17 protein-coding genes and 1 pseudogene are annotated in these 19,879 nt (G+C 68.9%); 9 read left to right on the top strand and 9 right to left on the bottom strand.

Annotation, left to right across the window (positions count from 1 at the left end):
• The first annotated feature begins 84 nt into the window (after positions 1-84).
• Complete coding sequence (locus ABH928_RS33340; RefSeq protein ID WP_370072439.1) at positions 85-1,101, top strand: rod shape-determining protein; 1,017 nt, start codon at positions 85-87, stop codon at positions 1,099-1,101.
• A 131-nt stretch (positions 1,102-1,232) separates the two neighbouring features.
• On the opposite strand, the gene ABH928_RS33335 is transcribed toward ABH928_RS33340, so the two are convergent.
• The 3 genes from ABH928_RS33335 to ABH928_RS33325 form a co-directional block, all read right to left on the bottom strand.
• Positions 1,233-4,196, bottom strand: coding sequence for a PDZ domain-containing protein (locus ABH928_RS33335; protein ID WP_370072438.1), 2,964 nt, complete (start codon positions 4,194-4,196; stop codon positions 1,233-1,235).
• A 515-nt stretch (positions 4,197-4,711) separates the two neighbouring features.
• Positions 4,712-5,854: a hypothetical protein gene (locus ABH928_RS33330; RefSeq protein WP_370072437.1), complete on the bottom strand. Its 1,143-nt coding sequence runs from the start codon at positions 5,852-5,854 to the stop codon at positions 4,712-4,714.
• A gap of 775 nt (positions 5,855-6,629) precedes the next feature.
• Complete coding sequence (locus tag ABH928_RS33325; RefSeq protein ID WP_370072436.1) at positions 6,630-6,812, bottom strand: hypothetical protein; 183 nt, start codon at positions 6,810-6,812, stop codon at positions 6,630-6,632.
• Between the two features lie 278 nt (positions 6,813-7,090).
• Between ABH928_RS33325 and ABH928_RS33320 the strand changes: the two genes are divergently transcribed.
• From ABH928_RS33320 to cutA, 3 genes are all read left to right on the top strand, one after another.
• Positions 7,091-7,315 (top strand): hypothetical protein, encoded by a 225-nt coding sequence (locus ABH928_RS33320; protein WP_370072435.1) that lies wholly within the window; start codon positions 7,091-7,093, stop codon positions 7,313-7,315.
• 4 nt (positions 7,316-7,319) lie between these two features.
• On the top strand, positions 7,320-7,484 hold the full coding sequence (locus ABH928_RS33315) for a hypothetical protein (RefSeq protein WP_370072434.1): 165 nt from the start codon (positions 7,320-7,322) through the stop codon (positions 7,482-7,484).
• Between the two features lie 208 nt (positions 7,485-7,692).
• Positions 7,693-8,016 carry a divalent-cation tolerance protein CutA gene (gene cutA, locus ABH928_RS33310; protein ID WP_370072433.1) on the top strand — a complete coding sequence of 108 codons (324 nt, stop codon included), beginning with the start codon at positions 7,693-7,695 and terminating at the stop codon, positions 8,014-8,016.
• On the opposite strand, the gene ABH928_RS33305 is transcribed toward cutA, so the two are convergent.
• Positions 8,013-9,284, bottom strand: coding sequence for a helix-turn-helix domain-containing protein (locus ABH928_RS33305; RefSeq protein ID WP_370072431.1), 1,272 nt, complete (start codon positions 9,282-9,284; stop codon positions 8,013-8,015). The two genes, cutA and ABH928_RS33305, sit on opposite strands and share 4 nt — an antisense overlap.
• A 333-nt stretch (positions 9,285-9,617) precedes the next feature.
• Between ABH928_RS33305 and ABH928_RS33300 the strand changes: the two genes are divergently transcribed.
• A complete protein-coding gene (locus ABH928_RS33300) occupies positions 9,618-10,016 on the top strand; it encodes a hypothetical protein (protein ID WP_370072429.1) in 399 nt (132 codons plus the stop codon).
• Between the two features lie 35 nt (positions 10,017-10,051).
• Here the strand turns inward: ABH928_RS33300 and ABH928_RS33295 are convergent, their stop codons facing one another.
• Together ABH928_RS33295 and ABH928_RS33290 are read right to left on the bottom strand one after the other, a co-directional pair.
• A complete protein-coding gene (locus tag ABH928_RS33295) occupies positions 10,052-11,494 on the bottom strand; it encodes an ATP-binding protein (protein ID WP_370072428.1) in 1,443 nt (480 codons plus the stop codon).
• The gene (locus ABH928_RS33290; protein WP_370072479.1) at positions 11,491-12,171 is read right to left on the bottom strand and encodes a response regulator transcription factor; all 681 of its coding nucleotides are present in this window, start codon (positions 12,169-12,171) and stop codon (positions 11,491-11,493) included. The genes ABH928_RS33295 and ABH928_RS33290 overlap by 4 nt, the downstream gene beginning before the upstream one ends.
• Before the next feature lie 128 nt (positions 12,172-12,299).
• On the opposite strand from ABH928_RS33290, the gene murG reads away from it, so the two are divergent.
• The 3 genes from murG to ABH928_RS33275 all read left to right on the top strand — a co-directional run bounded on the left by murG (position 12,300) and on the right by ABH928_RS33275 (position 16,919).
• Positions 12,300-13,475: an undecaprenyldiphospho-muramoylpentapeptide beta-N-acetylglucosaminyltransferase gene (murG, locus tag ABH928_RS33285; protein ID WP_370072427.1), complete on the top strand. Its 1,176-nt coding sequence runs from the start codon at positions 12,300-12,302 to the stop codon at positions 13,473-13,475.
• The gene (locus tag ABH928_RS33280; RefSeq protein WP_370072426.1) at positions 13,472-14,521 is read left to right on the top strand and encodes a GDP-mannose 4,6-dehydratase; all 1,050 of its coding nucleotides are present in this window, start codon (positions 13,472-13,474) and stop codon (positions 14,519-14,521) included. The genes murG and ABH928_RS33280 overlap by 4 nt, the downstream gene beginning before the upstream one ends.
• 253 nt (positions 14,522-14,774) lie before the next feature.
• The gene (locus ABH928_RS33275) at positions 14,775-16,919 is read left to right on the top strand and encodes an NPCBM/NEW2 domain-containing protein (protein WP_370072425.1); all 2,145 of its coding nucleotides are present in this window, start codon (positions 14,775-14,777) and stop codon (positions 16,917-16,919) included.
• A gap of 202 nt (positions 16,920-17,121) precedes the next feature.
• Here the strand turns inward: ABH928_RS33275 and ABH928_RS33270 are convergent, their stop codons facing one another.
• Entirely contained in the window at positions 17,122-17,337 is a 216-nt protein-coding gene (locus tag ABH928_RS33270) for a type IV toxin-antitoxin system AbiEi family antitoxin domain-containing protein (protein ID WP_370072478.1), read from the bottom strand.
• 72 nt (positions 17,338-17,409) lie between these two features.
• Here ABH928_RS33270 and ABH928_RS33265 point away from each other — a divergent pair.
• Positions 17,410-17,690 (top strand): annotated as a pseudogene (locus ABH928_RS33265) (transposase); the annotation flags it as partial.
• A 199-nt stretch (positions 17,691-17,889) separates the two neighbouring features.
• Here the strand turns inward: ABH928_RS33265 and ABH928_RS33260 are convergent.
• Together ABH928_RS33260 and ABH928_RS33255 are read right to left on the bottom strand one after the other, a co-directional pair.
• Positions 17,890-18,393 carry a hypothetical protein gene (locus ABH928_RS33260; protein WP_370072424.1) on the bottom strand — a complete coding sequence of 168 codons (504 nt, stop codon included), beginning with the start codon at positions 18,391-18,393 and terminating at the stop codon, positions 17,890-17,892.
• Positions 18,394-18,847: 454 nt separating this feature from the next.
• Positions 18,848-19,693: an SDR family oxidoreductase gene (locus ABH928_RS33255; protein WP_370072423.1), complete on the bottom strand. Its 846-nt coding sequence runs from the start codon at positions 19,691-19,693 to the stop codon at positions 18,848-18,850.
• Between the last annotated feature and the right edge of the window lie 186 nt (positions 19,694-19,879).

The following is a 19,879-nucleotide window of genomic DNA, read 5'->3' as shown; positions in this document are numbered from 1 at the left end:
TGGCCCTGACCGGGCCGGACGCGCGCCCGCGACGGTTGCGGCCCGACTCGAAGCGGCGGCTGTGCGCTGAGGAGAGGAAGGCTCGTGCAACGTGGCTGGACGACCCCGCTGGCTGCCATCGACCTGGGAACGTCGCGGATCCGCGCCTGGCATCCGAAGCGCGGAGTAGTGCTGGACGAACCCTCTCTCGTCGCCCTCGATGAGTTCGAGGGCCGCGCATGCGCGGTGGGGACCAGGGCGAAGAACATGATCGGGCGCGCCCCGCAGGGCTTCGCCGTCCGGCGCGCGGTGGAGGCAGGGCGGGTAACCGATTTCGAGGCCGCCCGGATGCTGGCCCGGCATGCGCTCGACCACGCCCGGTCGTCGCGGTGGGCGCGGCGTCCGCTCGTGGTGACCTCCGCTCCGGCCGACTGCTCCACGATGCAGGTCCGGGCCCTGGAACAGGCGATCGTGCAGGTGGGAGCCGCCCGTGCCGTGGTCGTCCCCTCCCCCGTCGCTGCGGCGCTGGGCGGTGCGCTGCCGTTCCTGGACGGGAGCGACGGGATGCTCGTCGATGTCGGCGCGGGGACCAGCGAACTCGCCGTGTTCGCGCGCGGTCGCATGGTCGACGCCATGTCACTGCCGGTCGGCGGGGACCTCCTCGACCAGGCCGTGGCAGGCTGGGTCCGGCGAGAACACCAGGTGGCTCTCGTGCTGGTCGCGGCCGAGCAGCTGCGGATCGGCGCAGACGCCCGTGACGAGGCCCCCTCCCCAGCGCCGTTGAAGGCCCGGGGGCGGAACGTGGGCGACAACACCAACCAGGTCGTGCACGTGCACCGGGAGGAGATCCATCACGTGTGCTTGCCCGTCCTGGCCGAGCTGACGGATGCCGTCCGAAGGATGCTCACCCGCTGCCCGACCGAGCTGCGATCGCACATCGCCGAGGAGGGACTGGTCCTGACCGGCGGCCTGGCGCGCGGCCACTGGCTGCACCGCTGCTTGCAGACGGCACTCGGCGTGCCAGTCCGGGTCGCGGACGAGCCGGGCTCCCGCACCGCCGCAGGGCTCGGGCTGCTGGCCCAGTCCCCCGAACGCGCCTTCGAACTCGCACTCCGGTCCTGAAGCCCGGCTCGAACCCGGGCTTCCGGACCCACGTCCTGCGATCGGCCCAACTCATCCGGACGGGCACCCGCCCTCATTTTCCCGTCCGCGGGGTGAGGCCGACAGGCCTCGGGACAACTGGATAGGAACGGTCACGGATGGGTGAGGAAGGCGTCCACGATCATGTAGTTGCCGTTGACCATGGTGCCGGTGATGGTGTGCACGCCGGGCTGAAGACCGGAGATGGAGACGACGGTCCCCTGGTACACCCGAGACGGCGTGACGAAGCTGACCGTCTTGTAGGGTGCGCCGTCGATCGCCAGATTGACGTCTCCTTCGTCGGTGTTCGTCTCGGAGATGATGTCGAGGCCGGTGCCGTTGAAGGTGAGGCTCCAGGAGTCGCCGGCGTTCTGCGTGGCCCAGATGTCGTTGAGGTAGGACTGGGCCCCTCCCGTGGCGCTGCCGCGCCAGACCCAGCCGCTTCCGGAGGGGCCGGTGTTGGTGTAGACCACTCCGGAGGTGTCGTTCAGCTCCTCGGGCTGGGTGGTCTTGGCCAGTTGGACCGTGACGTCGCTCTGCCCGCGTCGCACTGTCAGCGTGATCGGAGCGCCCGCCGCCAGCTTGTTGTAGGGCTGCCAGAACGTGTTGCGGTCATCGGTGACCTGGTTGCCGTTGATGGCTGTGATGTCGTCGCCGGTCTGCAGGCTCTTCTGGGCGGCGTAGGAGCCGGCCGGAACATCTGCCAGGTAGAGCCCGTAGTCGTTGGTGAGCCCGAGGGAGGACTGCACGGCGAGCGAGGGGATGTTGGTGGCTGTGGCTCCCATCAGCATCTCGGGCTGCGTGATCAGGCTTGGCGGGGGCGGAGTCCCGCCGCCGGAGCCGGGTCCGTACGGGAGGACGGCCTTGGGCGGCAGAGGTGCGCCCGTGGCACCGAAGCCGGTCATCGGGAAGTTGTTGTAGCCGATGCCGAGCGCGGGCGAGTCGGCGGCCACGGTGAAGTCATAGGTGGCCGCGGGGTCGGCGGCGGTGAACTTCGGGTCGGCGACGAGGGAGTGGACGTCCATGCCGTCCTGCACCCAGGACGACTGGGCGTTGATGGTCGTGCCGTCCGCGGACAGCAACTGGTTGCCGTGGCCGTCCGGGTTGACGTTGACCACGTTCCCGTCGTTCCAGAACACGTTGTCGTCGACCGTGTACTTGGCGGTCACGGGGTTGTTCAGGACGTTGCTGTAGGCCTGGCCGCCGAGCGTGATGTTGTGCTGGATGACGTCGCCGTCGTTGCTGTGGCTGACCTGTTCGAAGATGCTCCCGTTGACGAGCAGGTTGTTCTGCACGGTTCGGTCGAAGCCGTCGCGGAGCTTGATGCCGCCCTTGAGAAGCAGGTTGTCCGTGATGTTGAAGTTCGAGGAGCCGTCGTCCAGGTCGATCGCCCAGTCGCCGTCGTGCCAGAAGCGGTTGTGCGCGATGGTGATCGGCTTGACGACGTCGACTTTCATCAGGTCCTTGGCCTGGCTGTCGGTCAGTTGAGTACCGGTGCTTCCTTCGAAGGAGGTGCCCGCGGCGAGGGTGTTGTTGCCGGAGCTCGCCCAGAACCGAGAACGGCCCCAGACGTTGATCGATCCGTTGTCGCCGGTCTGCTGGACGCAGTTGAAGAGGTCGTTGTTCTCGATGCTGTCCCCGCCCCAGGTGCCGTCCTCGATGTTGAGGCAAGCGCGCGGGCTCCCGTCGATGGTGTTTGCGTCGACGGTGACGTCCATGCTCATGGAGATGTTCACTCCGGACGACTGCAGCTCGAACTGCCCCATGTTCTCCATGAGGTTGTTCTTCACGACGATGTCGCGAGGGTAGTTCTCGCTCTTCGGCCCAGCGCCGGTGTCATCGACGGGGACCGAGTCGTGGTAGTTGTCCGAGTAGTCGCGCACCGCGTCCGGAGAGCCGACGATCTGCACGTCCGTGGCGCCGTCGGACTCGAACGTGTTGTTGCTGATCACGTCGCCGCTGTTGTAGCCGTCCATGAAGACGCCGTTGCCGCCGAGTTGGTCGAAGAACGAGTTGGTCACCGTGATGTCGGCGGCGTTCTTCATGTAGACGGCGCCCTTGCGCACGATCGCCCAGTCACCCTTGGCGTCGCTTTGGAAGGTGCTGTCGAACAGCGTCCGGTGCGTGTCGGTGAAGTGCAGTCCGTTGAAGGTGATGTTCTGTACCGGGTGCTTGACGGACGTGCCGGTCAGCGTGATCAGCTGATCCTGTTCCGCGGTTTCCACGGTCGCGGTGGTCAGGTCGGTGCCGGCTGGCGGGTAGTACAGCAACTGGCCGCTGGTGCCGTCGTAGTACCACTCGCCGGGTGAGTCCAGTTCTTCCTTGACGTTCTCGACCATGACCGGGCCCACGCTGCCAGGTCCGTTGCCGACGCTCAGGCCGCAGTCCTGGCCCCGGTTGTTGTCCCCGACGTAGTGCAGGTCGAGGGCGTTGTTGCTGCGTCCGCTGACGGTGAACGAGACGCTGCCCCAGTCGCCGCAGTGCATGCCGCGCACCAGCGCGGTCGACGGGTCCGCCCACTTGGCCGACTCCTGGTTGAGGTCTGCGAGCGTCGTCGATCCTCCGAGGCGAGAAGCCGTGCGGTCGTAGTTCGGATAGCGTGCCAGGATCTGACGCCGCCCGTTGACGAAGAGGCCATCGACGCTCAGGCCCCTCGCAACGGTCGCCTCCATGATCTTGCTTCCGGTGTCGACGGGCTGCCAGTCCGGGTGCAGCAGGCGGCCCCCACTGATCGTCACCTCCGCCCCGGGGGCTGCGGTCCAGGTCACGGTGTGACCGTTCTGGCCGGAATCCTGCGGGCCGAACTGCAGCGGCGACGCGAGATAGTAGGTGCCGCCGGAGAGCTCGACGACGACGTCCTCATGCTTGCCCTCGCCGCTGGCGAGAACCTGACGCTCGCGCTTCTGAGCGCCTGCCAGCGAGCACGGCAGGCGCTGGCTGCACGCCTGACCCGTGCCTCCCGCCGCCGCGTAGATGACCTTCGGCGATGGGCTCGCAGAGGCAACCGTCGGTGTCACGATCCCGGTGGCGACCACCGCTGCCGCGACGAAAGCCTTCGCCCACATGGGCCTGAACATCGGATCTCCCTAGTGCTTGAACGAGCACTGCGATGGCGATACATCCGATGTGTATAACGGTTCAAAGCATTTGGTCTACGGTCCGCGCAAGAATCAGCCCGATTCATCGGGTGACTTGGCTCCTTCGGCGACTGTGACTGGTCGACGATCCACCGGCAACATCCGATGTATGCGCTGGAGCACAGGGCACCCACGCGCCTCCTGGCCGCCGCCGTCCGATGCGGCGACGCCGACGTCACGGCGGAGGCGGAGCGGGGCCGGAGCGGAGGCGGACGGCCTGTTCGTCACAGCCCCGCCTGGAGCCAGGCGGGGCGAGCAGACCGCCACGGCTGACCCGACGGGCGAAACACCAAACCGCCAACAGCCAGCCGCAGCCCAGACAGATCAAGCGCCCCTGGTGCCACGGCACCCGGCGGCAAGGGCCGCTGACGACAGGGCCTGGCACCGCCGGCACCCGACCGCACCTCACGGAGGGCACGTCACGCAGGCACCTCGATCCTCGTGGTGGACATCGCTCACTGCGGCTGGCAGGGCGTCAGGTCACCGATCACTCCGATCCGGATGCCCAGCCACGGGTAGGCGTGGTTGAAGAAGACGTTGTCCTGTGGTTGCAGTCCGACCGCGGAGGGCCACATCTGGTACGCCGACGAGTTGGAGATCCCGCCGTGCAGCCTCCGCCACACCCGCGCCGAGCTCCCCCCGGACGGGGGCGGCGTGATCGTGTCGGTCCATTCGACGGCGTTACCGCCCTGGTCGAACGTGCCCCACGGTGAGGGCGTGAGCGCCTGGCCGACCGAGCTGAGGCTTCCTTGGTAGAGCGCTGCATACGCGATCGGGTCCAGCCCCAGCGGGTTGACCGTTGCGCACGCCTGGCGCGACACCTGCCCGGGGCACCAGCTCGGCGCGGGCTTGCCATCGGCGTGGTAGGAAGCCAGCGGCTGGGTCGACGCGTTGGTGACGTCGCCTGTCGTCGGGTTGAGGACGGTGGTTTGAGGGGCGGTTGCGTCCCCGTCACCGAAGACGCCCGGGTTCGTCGGATACTTCCAGTAGCTGAAGGTGCCGCCACCGCGGGGATCGTAGTAGGCCGCCTTGATCCACTCGTCCTGACTCGGCACGACGAACCCGGTGTTGTGAGTCCGGACCGCGTTCGGATCGGACAGGTCGTACATTCCGTTCTCCGTGCGCCCAGACAGCTGGACACGGTAGCTGACGTACCGGAAGTCGCCGCTCTGAGCGGTCGTCTTGGAGATCACCCGCCCGTTGTAGAGCGAATTGACGAAGCGTGCAGCCCGCAGGAAGTTCGCGAACCCGTATGGCTTGTCGGCCCACTGCGGATAGGCCACCGAGTAGTGCCGGCCAGGCTGGGCGCTCCCGGAGAAGTTGATCTGCCCGTACTTCGGCCACGCGGACGAACTTTCCGTCTCGTCGTAGAGCCCATGCGGATCGCTGCCGCTCGGGTCGGCCGTGTTCAGGAAGGCCACCCACTGCTCGACGGTGACCTCGAACTTGCCGATCTCGTAGGGTCGGGCGACGCCCCCGACCGTCACGCAGTCGGCCGAACCCGGGGGCGCGTCAGCGCACGATCGGTAGACCGCGTCCGTGAACGGGACAACGCCGACCGCCCGATTCCCTGGCGCGCCGACCTCCGCGGTCGTCACGTTGATGACCATGCCTCCGCGGCCCGCAGCGTCCGCGGGGGAGGCAACGGCGGCGGCGAGAGGGCCGGTCGCGACGGAGGGAGCGAGCACGGCCGCTGTGCCGCACACCGCCATCAAGGCCCTGGCGGGAAGGAGACGACTGGCAACGAACCGCATGAGCACACCCTTGGGATTGAGCACCACACTTCGTGCGCACACCGTAGTCAGGGACGACCCATCAGCGATCACCGGCACGCGGAAGGATCAGCCGGGTGGCGGCAGGGTGGACACGCCCGCGAGCAAGTCTGGCGGGGGTGCCCACGCACCCCGAGTGAGGCCTGCGCACCGTCGTGAACTTGCCGACTTGTCGTCTCCACTGACACGTCAGAGCATGTGAGCGCGATGCACCACCCCATTCCCACCGCCCTCTGGCAAATGCTGTGCTCTCAGGGACGCCCTGAGACACCCCGCTGCCCGCTCCACACCGAGAGCACCAGACCACCACGGCGACTTGAGCTCCATCCGGCAGGCAGTCGGCCGTCACCAGAGTCCAGTTCCTCCCATGCCGACACCCACCGTGGCGTTGAACTGATCGATCTCGTCCAAGTGACGGCGGACGATGAAGCTGTTACGACCCCTTATGATCACCGGACGCATGCCCGGCCCAGGGCCTTCATCGGGGGATCCACGTGTTTCTCTTCTTGCACACACTCGCCACCAACCGACTGGCGCGGTACTTCACGACCTTCAGCGTGGCTTCCGTCATCGTGATCGGGTACGCCCTCGTTCACGGAAATCACGACACCTCAACGATCCCGACACAGCCGAGCAGCGCGGTCGCCCTGCCCACCTGCACCAGCACACCCGCAACAGCATCTACCCAGGACTGCTTGTCCCAGGTCGAGGCCTGGTGCAGCATCAACCAGCCCTCGCGGGCAGCCGCCGACTGCGCCACGGACGCCCTCGTCGCAGGGGTCATCAAGGGATGACCGCGCGCATTCGGTCGGACGTCAACTCGTTGACGATGCATGAGCACCTGCATCTGCCCTCCGCGTGACCGTGACTTGTGCCCCGACTGTCGTGGCTGGGGGTATCAGCGCGGCACCACCGGCGACGCGAGGCCGCTGTGTCCGCGCTGCCAGGTCGTGGCGGGCAGCAGCCGCACGACCTGGACTGCCCATGTAGGGCCTGCACCCGGCGCGATGAATTCGCTGGGTTCGCCACCGGCTGTCGGTGGCCTCGGGGAAGCTGCCGCCCATGTCCGACATGCTGACAACCGTCGTCACCGCCGCGGTCACGGCCGTCATCGTTGCGCCCGTTACGGCATTCACGGTTGGCCCGCGCCTTGAGGCCCGAAACCGCACGATTCAAGCCGCATTTCAAGCTCGTGAGGAGTGCGGGCGGGAGCTATTGGCGATGTTGTCGTATTGCGCCTTGCTGCAGACCACGATCATCCAAAAACGATGCCTCTCACACGGTTAAGGCCGTGCTCCGGGCCGAGCGCGCTCGATGGCGCCAGGGCATCGACTGGTCAACCGAGTACACCGTCGATCACCTGTACGGCTACGCCCTGACCTTCCGGACCACGCTCAATCTTCGTCGCGATCTGATCCGGGCTGCTGGCGCCGCTCCGGGCAATCCGGATCTCTGACCGCACGGAAGATCAGCGACTGGCACTGATGGACAGGCTTGGTAGCAATCTCCAGGTGTTCTACTTCAGCGAGTTCTTCTCGAAGGCCTTTCACACCGAGGCGCGCTTGGAACGCCCATCGGACCTTGCTGGCCAAACTCGATGAACTGGAGGGCAGCTGAGTGGCCTTAGGTAGCCTCGGTTCGTCACCGACCTCGGGAGGGAACCCATGGCCGACCACATGACCGTGCTGACCACGACCGACAGTGCCGAGCGAGCGGCCGAGCTCGCCAAGGCAGCTGTCGAGGCCCGCGCCGCAGCGTGCGCGCAGATCGACGGCCCGGTCCGCTCCGTGTACTGGTGGGACGGTGCAGTGCAGGACGACGAGGAGTGGCGGATCCTGTTCAAGCTTCCCGCGGCGAAGTACGACGAGCTCGAAGCGCTGATCAAGCGGGTGCACACCTATGACACCCCGGAGATCATCTCCGCGACGATCGAGAAGGGCAGCGCCGAGTACCTCGCCTGGCTCGACACGGAGACCGCCCCGCGCTAGCCCAGGAGCGCCCGCAGTTCGTCCCGCAGCCGCCCACCGGAACCCCGGTCGGGCAGCTGCTGCGCGACCACCGAAAGGCGCTGCTTTCCGAGAGTCGCTTCCGAGCGCATCGTCACCTCGAACGCCTGGCGGGCGATCTGACTGCCCCGGTCCAGATCGCCGCGCTGAACATAGGAGAGGGCGACGTCGCCGAGGATGACCGCCCGTACCTTCGCGTCCTCGGGGCGCAGTGCCTGCAGCACGGCCTCACTGACCTCCCCAAGGTCCGGGTGGTCCAGGCGGGCATACGCGGCGACGGTCATGGAGTCCAGGCGGGCTCGGGAGAAGAACCGCACCCACGGCTGCTCCACCGTCGGGTGAGCGTAGTCGTACACAGCCTGGGCGCGCTCCAGAGCACGCAACGCCCCTTCGCGGTCGCCTATGGCCGCGGACTCTTCGGCTTCCCGCGCGGACACCCAGGCGCGTGCCGTGGCGCAGCCGGGCTGCCGTACGTGCTGCTGCGCGGCACGGAGCATGTCCCGGGCCCGGACCGGGTCGTCGACGGCGTAGCTGCCGTACGCGAGGACCAGGGCGAGGAGCGGCGAGTGGTCGGCTTCGTGGCCGGCCTGCGCTGCTGCCCCGTAGTAGTGCTGCGCGGCAGTCAAGTCGCCCATGTCGAAGGCCAGCCAACCGGCCAGCGCCGCCGTCTCCCCGGCGGTGACGAGCAGCTCGCGCCGATGTCGTCCGCCCGCGCCCAGGAGAACGGTCAGCTGGTCGAGGTGCTCGGCCAGGCCCCGGTACAACTCCCGGGCGGGCATGCGTTCCTCGGCCGCGAACAGGGCAGCGGTCCGCTCGGTCATCGCCGCGGAGACCGTTGAATCGGCTGGCCCGCTGCGACCAAGGGCGAAGGAAAGGCGGCTCCAGGGCTCGGCGGCGAGGCCGACACCAACGACGGCGGCGCCCATGAACTCGCGGCGTCTCACTGGATCCTCCGGTACGGCGTCCACGCTCGGGACGTCTTCCCCCAGCGTAGAAGCGCAACGCGCTGTTCGTGCAATCGCGGCGGCGCGCAGAAGTTCGCCTTCGGGGACGCCGTATGACTGGGCGTAGAGACGGACCATGCGGGGGCGGGGAACGCGCTTGCCGCGTTCGTAGCGGGACACCTCGGAGCGGGTGACGCTCTTGAGCGGGTCACCCATGAGCTTGCACAGTTCGTCGGCCTGTTCGGTCTGGGACCGTCCGGTGCGTACCCGCAGCCGACGTAACAGGTCGCCGAATGTCTCCGCCATGGCTCCCATATTGGCCCCCTGTTGGCCCCCCGTCAGCGATTGGCCACCTTCCGTGGCCCTGACTGTCCGTCACCGCTGGTCGCGAAGCTGAACGGTGTAGGGGTGTGGCCGGAACGGATGCTGGGAGCAGCGAGTGAGTGCGAAGTTGACGGAGCAGGCGGAGGTACCGGCCGGGCCTCTACCGCGTGGCTATCTGACGCCTGCCTGTAAGGTTGGCGCCGACCGCTGGCCTGACCTGCACCAGCAGTGCCGGGCGCCTGGCTACCGGCATCACAGTCTGGGTTGGGTGCCGGTCGCCTGCGGCTGCACCTGCCACACCGAGGGAGCGGCGTCGTGAGCGGCGGCAGCGTGGAGTTCGAGCCGCGTGACGGCATGTACCGGCTGATCGTCGACGGGAAGCCGCTCGAAGGCGAGCCGGGGCAGCCACTGCGGTTCGAGACCGCCGCCGAGGCCGAGCGGGGTCCGGTACAGCCGCGAGCAGCTGTTCGGGGGCCGACGGTGAGCGGGCCGCGTCCGGCGTACCCGGAGTGCCCAGTGCCGTTCGACCGGCCTATGCCGGGCGCGCGCACGTGGACGCCGCCCGCACGGTCGCACTTCGGTACGTGCAACGCCGCGACTGCCGACGACCACGTCTGCCCGGTCGATGTGTACCGGATCAACGGCCGAGTGATGGGCTGCGACTGCTCCTGCCATGACGAGCGCCGGGTCCGGCTGCGGGGCGCGAAGCGGTAGGTCTCCCGCCCGAACTACCACGGAAGGTTGCCGGATCAGCCGGCGAGGCCGGTCAGGCGGAAGCAGGCGCCACCGCCGGCCGCACCGGGGAGGGACTCGGCCGTGAGGTCCGCACCGTGGGCGCGGGCGATCTGACGGGCCATGGCGAGGCCGAGACCGGAGCCAGGGAGGGAGCGGGCGGCTCCCGCGCGGTAGAAGCGGTCGAAGAGGTACGGCAGGTCGTCGTCGGAAATGCCCGGGCCGTGGTCGCGGACGGAGAGCTCCAGCGTGTCGCCGGCGTTGCCGCGTGCGACACGGACCTCGACCGGGCCACGTCCGGCGCCGAATTTCGCCGCGTTGTCGAGCAGGTTCGCCAGCAGTCGGGACAGCCGCGCGGGGACGCCCGAGACCAGCGCGTCGGCGACGTCCGGACTGTGGGTGAGGGTGAACTCCTGCCCGGGCCAGTGCTCGCGCGCGGCGGCGACGGCGTGCTCGACCAGGGGCAGCACCCGGACGGGTTCCAGCAGCGCCTGCGGCTCTTCGTCGCGGGCGAGTTCGACGAGGTCGTTGACCATACCGGTGAGCTCACGCAGTTGACGACCGAGTGCACCGGCCGCGCGGTCGCGCTGGGCGTCGGTCAGGCGGTCGGCGCGGGCGAGGAGTTCGGCGTTGGTGCGCAGCGCCGTGAGCGGGGTGCGCAGTTCGTGGGAGGCGTCGGCGACCAGGCGGCGCTGCGCGGTGACCGAGTTTTCGAGGGCGTCGAGCATGGTGTTGAAGCTGTCGCCGAGGCGGGAGATCTCGTCCGGGCGCTGCCGGGGAGCGGCGTGGGAGGCGATGCGGTGGTGCGGGTCGCGGGTGGTGGTGATGCGTTCGACCGTGGCGGTCAGCCGGGTGACCGGGCGCAGTCCGGTCCGGGAGACCCACCAGCCGAGGAGCCCGGCGACCAGCACGCCCGCGGCGCCGGTCGCGGCCAGTACGGCGGCTGACTGACCCACGGCCCGTTGGACTCCGTCGGAGCGCAGCGCGACCTGGAGGGCCTCGCCGGAACCGAACCGGGTGACGAGCATCCGGGCGGGCTGCCCGTCTACGGTGGTCGTGGTGTAGTACGGCGCACGTGTCCCGGCCGCGACCTCGCGGACGGCGGGGCTGACCTGCAGGACGTACGCGTCGGCGGGCGCACGGGGGTCGCGGGCGGAGTCGCCCGGGACCACCTGCGTGCAGGCAGGGGCAGCCAGGTAGCGGCACTGCCCTGACAGCACGCCGGGCGGCTCGCCGCTGTGCTGCTGGACGGCGACGGTGGCGGCCTGGGTGAGGTCCAACTCCAGTTGGTGGGTGAGCTCGTAGCGGATGAGGATGAAGGCGGCCCAGGTCAGGCCGACGGCGACGGCCGCGACGGCGAGGGCGGCGGTGCAGGCGAGCCGGGCGCGCAGGGTGAGGGCGGGCAGCCTCGGCGGCCGGAGGACGGCCGTGAGCCGGGTCCGCCCGGAACGCTGGCTCACTGTGCGGCCAGGCGGTAGCCGAGCCCGTGCACGGTCTGCACCAGTCGCGGCTCGCCGTCGGCCTCCAGCTTGCGCCGCAGGTAACCGATGTAGACGGCCAGGGAGTTGGAGTCCGGACCGAAGTCGCGGCCCCAGACCCGCTCCAGCAGGGTCTCCCGGGTGAGCGTCTGCTCGGGGTGCTGCAGCAGGAGCTCCAGCAGCGCCGCCTCGGTCCGGCTGAACTCCAGCAGCCGGTCGCCGCGGCGTCCGGTGCGGGCGGCCGGGTCGAGCGTCAGGTCGGCGTAGTGCAGGTCCTCGTCCGGCAGCTCGGGCGCGGTGCGGCGCAGCAGGGCGCGGACGCGGGCCGTCAGCTCGTCGAGGGCGAAGGGCTTGACGAGGTAGTCGTCCGCGCCGGCGTCCAGTCCGTCGACGCGGTCGCTGACGCTGTCACGGGCGGTGAGCACGAGGACGGGCGTGCGGTCGCCGATCGCGCGCAGTCGGCGGCAGACGGCGAGGCCGTCCAGGACGGGCATCATCAGGTCGAGCACGATCGCTGCCGGCTCATCGGCGGCGATCTTGGCGAGAGCGTCGTGGCCGTCGACCGCCAGGAGCACGTCGTACCCCTCGACGGCGAGGCCGTCCGCGACAGCAGCGCGTACCTCGGGGTCGTCGTCGACCACCAGGATCCGTGTCACCAGTCGGCTCTCCTTCCACACCTGGGCCTCGGGCAGACCATCATGGCAAAGCAGATCGGGCAAACCACTGTAGAACGGGCCCGCACCGAAGCTCTTAGAACCCTCTTAGCCCAGGTCACCACGGTGGAGCCATGCACACTCCCGTATCGGTGGTCATCGGCGCCGGAGGAACCGGCGGACACATCTACCCAGGGCTCGCCCTGGCGGAGGCGCTCAGGAGAGCCGACCCCACGGCGGTGGTCTCGTTCGTGGGGACCGAGCGCGGCCTGGAGACGCGGCTGATCCCGCAGGCCGGCTACCGCCTGCACACCGTGGACATGATCCCCTTCGACCGTTCGCTCGGCGCCCGCCGGTACCTGCTGCCGGCCGACCTGCTGCGCTCGGCCCGACAGGCGCGACGGGCGATCGAGCGCCAGGGCGCCCAGGTAGTGGTCGGGATGGGCGGGTACGCCTCCGCTCCGGCGGTGCTGGCCGCGCGACTGGCCGGACTGCCGAGCCTGGTGCACGAGTCGAACGCGGTGCCAGGACGAGCGAACGTCTTCGCAGCGCGGCTGACGCCGCATGTCGCGCTCGCCTTCGAGGAGAGCCGGGCCCATCTGCCCGGAGCGAGTCGCGAGCGGGCGGTCACCGTCGGCATGCCGCTGTCCGGCCCGCTGGCCCGCATGGACCGGCAGGCGCTGCGCGGTTCGGCGCGTCAGCAGCTGGGCGTCCCGGCGGGCGTACGCCTGGTGCTGTTCAACGGCGGAAGCCTGGGGGCGCAGCGACTGACCGAGGCCGCACTGGACCTCGCCCGGCGCTGGCGTCACCGGCCCGACGTCCGACTGCTCGTCAAGACGGGGCCGCAGCAGCTGGACCAGGCCCGCGCGGCCCTGCTGCGCGAGGGCGGCGCGGCCGTCGCACAGGCGGTTCCCTACCTGGACCGGATGGACCTCGCCTACGCCGTGGCGGACGTCGTGGTCTGCCGCGCCGGATCGGCGACGGTCGCCGAGCTGGCGACGACCGGTGTCCCGGCGATCCTGGTCCCCTACCCCCACGCGCCCGGCGACCACCAGTTCCACAACGCCAAGGTGCTCGCCGACGCGGGCGCGGCGCACATCCTGCGCGACGGCGACACCACCGCGGAGGCGCTGGCGGTGCTGCTCGACCCGCTACTCGCCGACCCGACCCGCCTCGCCGCGATGAGCGGCTCCGCGGACCCCGGCACCCATGCCGACGCCGCCGACCTGCTCGCCGAGTACGTCCGGCGGCTCGCCGACCGCATCCCCGGCCCGACCCCGTACCCCCACTCCCTGGAGCACGCAGCATGAGCATCACCGACCTGTCGGACAAGACGATCGACACGAGCACGAGCACGGGCCCGAGCGGCCGGTGGGCCGGGCGGACCGTGCTGGTGACAGGAGCGGAGGGCTTCATCGGCTCGACCCTGGTCGACCTGCTCGTCGCCCGCGGCGCGCGGGTGCGGGCGTTCGTCCACTACAAGCCGTATGCCGACCGTGGCCACCTGGCCGGGTACCTCGACCACGACCGCGTCGAGATGCTGGCGGGCGACGTGCGCGATGCAGGCCGGGTCAGCGACGCGGTCGAGGGATGCGACACGGTCTTCCACCTCGCCGCGCTGATCGGCATCCCCTACAGCTACGACTCGCCCGGCGCCTACGTGCAGACCAACGTCGTCGGTACCGAGCACGTGTTGGAGGCCTGCCGCCGGCACGGCGTGCGGCGCCTGCTGCACACCTCCACGAGTGAGGTCTACGGCACCGCGCGCACCGCCCCGATCCGTGAGGACCACCCGCTCCAGCCGCAGTCGCCGTACTCGGCGTCGAAGATCGCGGCGGACATGATGGCGCTGAGCTTCCACCACGCCTTCGAGCTGCCGGTGACCGTGGTGAGGCCCTTCAACACCTACGGTCCACGCCAGTCCGCCCGCGCAGTGATCCCCTCGATCCTGGCCCAACTGCACGCGGGAGCGAAGGAACTGAGGATGGGTTCGCTGACTCCGACCCGCGACTTCACCTACGCCACGGACACCGCTGCCGGCTTCCTGGCGCTGGCGGACTGCGACCGCGCCGTGGGCGAGGTCGTCAACCTGGGAACCGGACAGGAGATCTCCATCGGCGACCTCGCCCGGTCACTGATCGAGGCCTCTGGCCGTACGGACGTCGAGATCACCGTCGACCCGGCCCGCCTCCGCCCGAGCGGCAGCGAGGTCCACCGGCTGCTGTCGGACAACTCCCGCGCCCACGACTGGTCCGGCTGGCGGCCGGAGGTGACCCTCGCCGAGGGCCTGGCCCGGACTTCTGCCTGGGTCGCGGGCAATCTGCACCTGTTCGACCCGCGACGCTACGCGGTCTGACGGAGTCCCGGCTCCACGCGGAGGAGATGACGCTCAGTCCGGACCAGAGCGAACACCGAATCGCCGGAAGCATACGGGAGTTGCCGACCCGTCAGATCTACCCGTGCATCCGGACCCGCTCCGAGGCGACTGCACGAGTCGTTGACCGGAGGGACAGCAGTGCCTAGGCTCCCATCTATTGATGTTTGAACTTGCGCAGAGCTGTTGAACTTTGATCGGTTTCTACAAGGGTGGCAGACCCTGGAGGAGCACGATGAGAAGACCGATACGCGCCATGGCGGCTGCGCTGACAGCCGGACTGACACTCTTCACCGGGGTGATCGTCTCCGCCCCGACCGCGGCGCAGGCCGAGGACAACGGCGTCGGGCTCAAGCCCGCCATGGGGTGGAGCAGTTGGAGCTTTCTGCGGAGCCATCCGACCGCGGCAGCGCTTGACGCCGCCGCCGACGCGATGAAGGCCAGCGGGCTCGCCAAGGTGGGCTACCAGTACGTCAATCTCGACGACTTCTACTACCAGTGCCCCGGCAGCCAGGGGCCGGACGTCGACCAGTACGGCCGGTGGGTGACCGATCCGAGCAAGTTCCCGCCGTCCGGCTCGGAGAACGGGATCAAGGCTGTCGCCGACCATATCCACACGGACGGCCTGAAGTTCGGCCTGTACGTCACACCCGGGATATCCAAACAGGCCGTCGCCGAGAACACCCCGATCGAAGGCACCCCCTACCACGCCGACGACATCGCAGAGCCCAACACCTCGGAGAGCAACTACAACTGCGGCGGCATGGTCGGCATCGACTACAGCAAGCCCGGCGCCCAGGCGTTCATCGACTCATGGGCCGACGAGATGGCCTCGTGGGGCGTGGACTACCTCAAGATCGACGGCGTCGGTTCCTGGGACGTCCCGGATGTCGCCGCCTGGTCCAAGGCGCTGCGGCAGACCGGGCGTCCCATCCACCTCGAGCTCTCCAACAGCCTGTCCGTCTCCGACGCCTCGACCTGGGCGGAGTACGCCAACGGCTGGCGGACCGGCGGCGACATCGAGTGCTACTGCGGCACGAACGGCAGCAGTTACCCGCTCACCTCCTGGAACAGCGTGGCCAGCCGGTTCGACGAGGTCGCGGACTGGCAGCCCTACGGCGGCCCCGGTGCGTTCAACGACTACGACTCCGCAGAGGTCGGCAACGGCAGCAACGACGGCCTCACGCCCAACGAACGCCAGACTCAGCTGAGCCTGTGGGCGATGGCTGCCTCACCGCTGATCCTCGGCACCGACCTGACCCATCTCGACCAGACCGACCTGGGATACCTCAAGAACACCGACGTGATCGCCGTCGACCAGGACGGCATCGACGCCAAGCGCATCGCGGACACGAGCACCTCACAGGTCTTCACCAAGAAGGAAGCCACCGGGGACGGCATCGTCGCTCTCTTCAACACCAGTGACGAACAGCAGTCCATTTCCACCTCGGCCTCCGCGATAGGCATGGCCTCCGGCCCTGCCTACACTCTCACCGATCTGTGGACGCATCGGACGACCGAGACGGCCGACACGATCACCGCGGTGGTCCCGGCGCATGGCACCGCCCTGTACCGCGTCAGGACCAACCCGCAGTGGAACCTCTACCCGCCGTCGGTGAACGCCGCAGTCCAGCTCCCCCTGCCCTACCCCGGAGCCACCCCCGTCGTCACCGCAGGAGGGGCCAGCACGGTCCAGACCACCGTCACCAACACCGGTCGCGCTCCCGCCCGGGACATCCGGGCGTCGCTGTCCGCACCGGCCGGCTGGTCGGTCACAGCGGACTCGGCGAGCAGCACACCCACTCTCGGCACGAACGCGACGTTCGAGACCGCATGGACGGTCTCAGCGCCGGCAACGGCGACGCAAGGCTCATACAGCCTCACCATGACCGAACACCATGCAACCGGGTCGTCCACCGAGACGGTCGACGTCGTCATCCCGCCCCCGCCACCGACCGGAACCACCCAACTCGCCGGCGTCCCCTGGCTCCAGGAGACCATCGGCTGGGGCACGCTGCACGAGAACGAGAGCGTCGGCGGCAACCCCCTCACGATCGGGGGCGTCGTCTACCCCACCGGGATCGGGACCCACGCCGACAGTCTGCTGGAGTACTACATCGGCCAGAAGTGCTCATCGGTATCGACCACCGTCGGCATCGACAGCGAAGTCGGCAACAGCGGATCCGTCGACTTCCAGATCTGGGCCGACGGCAAGCAGGTCGCGGACAGCGGAGTGATGACCGGAGGCGAACCCGGCAAGACGCTGACCGCCGATCTCTCAGGCGCGCAGTTCCTGCGACTCGTCGTCAACCACGTCGGCGACAACATCAACTACGACCACTCCGACTGGGCCAACGCTCAAATCACCTGCGCCTCCTAGAATCACGAGATCACTCTTCTCTGCGCGACTGCGGCTGTGGGCTCCGGGCGGAAGTGACACCCGGAGCCCACGTCGTGCCGGAGCAATCGTCAGGACTTGTAGTCGCGCCGCGCGGCGCTGTGTTCCGCGTGGCGGTCAGAGTCCTGCGCCGCTGCCCTGTCGCAGCAGGGTAGTCGCAGGCAGATCGCCTGGTGTGCCATTTTCAGAGGACGTTAAGTCCGTTTTGGTAGCGGCCGCGTCCGGGTTGGTCGAGGAGTCCCTGGCGGACGAGTCGTCCCAGGCGGGAGCGGGTGACGTTGATCGTGGGCTCGTCGGTGGGCAGCCCGAGGCGTTCGTGTAGCTCGCGGACCCGGAAGACCCGGTCGGGGTGCCCGTTGAAGGCGGTCACGATGCGCTGGTAGACGGTGTCCGTGGCCAAGGGAGCTGGTTGCCGGTCGGGTGGAGTGAGGCCGTCGATGACCTTGCGGGCCGCGGCGAGCCCGGCCAGGTGGTCGACACCGGCTTCAAAACGCCGTCGTCGAGCACGGAGCCACCCTGGGCATCGACGTCGAAGTCGTCCACCGCAAGTCCGACATCTCGAGATTTCACGTGGTGAAAAGGAGGTCGGTAGTCGAACGGAGTCTCGGTTGGGTCATGCTGAGACGGCGCCTCGCCCGCGACTACGAGATCCTCCCGGCCAGCTCCGAAGCCATGATCCACATCGCCTCGATCCTCAACCTCGCCAAGCGTATAACGGACGAGACCACACCAACCTGGCGAGGTACGTACTAGGGCATCAAGGGCAAACTACTCACACAAGATGCCCTCACAGAGTTCCCGGAGGACCCACCCGCGAGTTCTGTCGGCTGGCTTCGAACGATTCTCTTGGCCCCAAGGGACCGAGACCTTTGGCCCCAGGCGGGGGGCTTCGCGGCGATGTGTGACCGGGAGAATTGGCCCCACCAGTGGGTCGCCAGTGCTTGATCCTCTGTCAGTGTGTGTGCGCCTGGAGGGCTTGCGCCAGCGGAGTTGTAATGCGCTGGACCCTGGGCCAGGGCAGCGGCTCTCGTCGTCCCTGCCAGGTCAGGTGGACGAGGGCGAACCAGCCGTTCTCGACCTTCACGGTGAACACGACGTCGTCGCAGCCCTGGCAGTACGCGATCGCGGTGATGGGCTGGTCGAAGAGCGGGTGGCCACTGGGGGCTTCTGCTCGTAGCTCGACCTCCAGCGCAGTGCGCCTGTCGACGGGAGTGAACACCCAGGGCTCGGACAGTTCCGGTTTCCAGTCAGCAAGATCGAACAGATAGTCCAGGCTCGGATCCGATCCGCCATCGACCCAGGCCCCTTCCGCCCCCTCGTGGCGCCAGGCGAGTCGACGGCAGCCCGGGCAACGGTGAACCTCGCGTCCGCCGAGGCCACCGGCCCGGTCTTCGGGCAGCATCTGGTTCAACGGACGGTCGGCAAGCGATTCACCACACGAGGGGCAAAGATCCATCTGCCCAGAATGCCTGATCGAGGGTGATCGGAGCCGGGCCGGGGCCCTTCCTCGGTGCTGTGATGGTGGCCGGTCCTCGTCGCGGGTCAGGGTCGTTCGTCCACCGGCTTCGCCGGCGGGCGCTCCACCTTGACCCGTTCCTGCGGCCGGCGGATTCGGCACCTGTGGAGGAAGGGCCGGGTGTGTGGTCGTCAGCTGGCGGTGCGTTGCTGCTCGGCCCGGGCTCGGCCGGTGGCGAGGCGATAGGAGTCAGTCCCGGTGAGACGGGGCGGTGTGCGATGTTCACGAGATGCGACAGCACTCTGTTCGATTCGCCACCTCGCCCTCGTCTTCGGCATCCGTGCCGGCATCGCCGTGCGATGTGCCGCCGCCGCGCACCCCGACAAGGCCCTGCCCAGGATCCGCTGATCCGGGAAGGGCCCGGCCGAGGACGCATCCGTTCCGTGACGGGTGCTCAGGCGGTTTCGTCGTCGTAGCCGAGGTTGCCGCCAAGTTCGCGGGATGCCTGCGCCTGGGCGAGGAGTTCCCTGGACTTGGCCTCGGCGCCTTCGATGGCGTCGGCGCCGGCGACGAAGCGCAGCGGGGGCTGGTCCTGGTTGGCGATGGTCAGCAGGGCCTGGGCGAGCTTGACGGGGTCGCCGGTCTGCCGGCCGTTCATGCTCTTCCAGGCCGTGATCGTGGCGGTGGTGCGCTCGGCGTAGTCGTCGATGGTCGGCTCGGGCCAGGTCGTGGAGGCGTCCACCAGGAGTTCGGTGCGGAAGAAGCCGGGTTCCACGACCGTGGTGCGGATGCCGTAGGGCTCGACGTCGTAGCGCAGGGACTCCATCCAGCCCTCGACGCCGAACTTGGAGGCGGCGTAGGCGACGCAGAACTCCTGGCCGATCAGTCCGGCGGAGGAGGAGAGGGTGATGATGTGGCCGGCGCGCTGCTTGCGCAGGATCGGCAGGATCGCGCGGGTGACGTTCATCGGGCCGAAGAGGTTCGTCTCGAACTGCTGGCGCATCTGCTCGGGCGTGATCTCCTCGAAGTAGCCGGCGAAGAAGTTCCCGGCGTTGTTGACCAGGACGTCGATGCGGCCGAAGCGGTCGACGGCTGCCTGCGCGGCTCCCTGGGCGTCGTCCAGGCTGGTGATGTCCAGCTTGGCGACCAGCAGGTTGTCCTGCGGTCCGCCGAGGGTCTTCTCGACCTCCTCGGGGCGGCGGCCGGTGGCGACGACCTGGTGGCCCGCCTTCAGTGCCTGGAGGGCGATGTCCGTGCCCAGACCGCGCCCGGCGCCGGTGATGAAAATGACCTTGCTCATGAGGGGGTTTCCTTTCAAGCACCGGGCTCGGCGCCCGGTGTGGTGTTGATGTGCGGTGTCAACGCGGGCGTTGTCCGCCACGCCTCCGTCGGGGGGGGGGGGGGGGGGGGGCGGGCGGGGGGGGGACTAAAAACAAAACCACAGAGGCGGGGGGGGGGGGGGGGGGGGCGGGGTGGCGCGCGCGCG

Source organism: Streptacidiphilus sp. MAP5-3, from assembly GCF_041262505.1.
Taxonomy (GTDB): domain Bacteria; phylum Actinomycetota; class Actinomycetes; order Streptomycetales; family Streptomycetaceae; genus Streptacidiphilus.
The sequence above is the reverse complement of the archived record's forward strand: the minus strand, read 5'-3'. Positions and strand labels throughout refer to the sequence as shown.